Origin of the sequence: Metamycoplasma equirhinis (assembly GCF_006385185.1) — a bacterium.
Taxonomy (GTDB): domain Bacteria; phylum Bacillota_I; class Bacilli_A; order Mycoplasmatales; family Metamycoplasmataceae; genus Metamycoplasma; species Metamycoplasma equirhinis.
The window spans coordinates 1-1,526 of sequence record NZ_VFIX01000016.1 but is presented as its reverse complement, the minus strand read 5'-3'; the positions used below and the strand labels follow the sequence as shown (position 1 = coordinate 1,526).

Genomic DNA, 1,526 nt, shown 5'->3' with positions numbered 1-1,526 from the left:
TAGAAAGGAGGTGATCCATCCCCACGTTCTCGTAGGGATACCTTGTTACGACTTCACCCCAGTCACCAGTCCTACCTTAGGCGGTCGCCTCCGAGGTTAGCAAACCGACTTTGGGTATTACCAGCTCCCATGGTGTGACGGGCGGTGTGTACAAGACCCGAGAACGTATTCACCGCAGCATAGCTGATCTGCGATTACTAGCGATTCCGACTTCATGGAGTCGAATTGCAGACTCCAATCCGAACTGAGATCGGCTTTTTGAGATTTGCTCCATGTCGCCATATTGCTTCTCTTTGTACCGACCATTGTAGCACGTGTGTGGCCCCACTTGTAAGAGGCATGATGATTTGACGTCATCCCCACCTTCCTCCCAGTTACCCAGGCAGTATCTCTAGAGTCCTCGACTTAACTCGTTAGTAACTAAAGATAGGGGTTGCGCTCGTTGCAGGACTTGACCAAACATCTCACGACACGAGCTGACGACAACCATGCACCATCTGTCACTTTGTTAACCTCCGCTATATCTCTATAGTTTTGCAAAGGATGTCAAAAGTGGGTAAGGTTTTCCGTGTATCTTCAAATTAAACCACATGCTCCACCGCTTGTGCGGGTCCCCGTCAATTCCTTTAAGTTTCACTCTTGCGAGCATACTACTCAGGCGGATCATTTAATGCGTTAGCTGCGTCAGTGATTCTCCACCGACTAATGATCATCGTTTACGGCGTGGACTACCAGGGTATCTAATCCTGTTTGCTCCCCACGCTTTCGTCCCTCAGCGTCAGTATAGACCCAGTAAGCTGCCTTCGCCTTTGGTGTTCTTCCATATATCTACGCATTTCACCGCTTCACATGGAATTCCGCTTACCTCTATCCAACTCTAGTTTGCCAGTATCCAAAGCGAGCCGGGGTTGAGCCCCGGGATTTGACTCCAGACTTAACAAACAGCCTACGAACGCTTTACGCCCAATAATTCCGGATAACGCTTGCGACCTATGTATTACCGCGGCTGCTGGCACATAGTTAGCCATCGCTTTCTGACAAGGTACCGTCAGCCTAGTAGCATTTCCTCTACTAGGTGTTCTTCCCTTATAACAGCACTTTACAATCCGAAGACCTTCATCGTGCACGCTGTGTCGCTCCATCAAGCTTTCGCTCATTGTGGAATATTCCCTACTGCTGCCTCCCGTAGGAGTTTGGGCCGTATCTCAGTCCCAATGTGGCCGTTCAGTCTCTCGACCCGGCTAAACATCATAGTCTTGGTGGGCCATTACCTCACCAACTAACTAATGTTCCGCACCCTCATCCTTTAGTGGGGCTTGAAAGCCCCTTTCACAACGGAACCATGCGATTCCATGCGTATCCGGCATTAGCCAATGTTTCCATTGGGTATTCCAATCTAAAGGGTAGATTAAGCACGTGTTACTCACCCATTCGCCGCTAGGCTATTGCTAGCCTCGCTCGACATGCATGTATTAGGCACACAGCCAGCGTTCATCCTGAGCCAGGATCAAACTCTTAATATTTGA

The 1,526-nt window shown here is 49.4% G+C and carries 1 rRNA gene; it reads right to left on the bottom strand.

The annotated features are described in order from the left end of the window. Window positions 1-3: 3 nt before the first annotated feature. Window positions 4-1,523: ribosomal RNA gene (locus FJM08_RS03095) — 16S ribosomal RNA — on the bottom strand. Window positions 1,524-1,526: the final 3 nt, after the last annotated feature.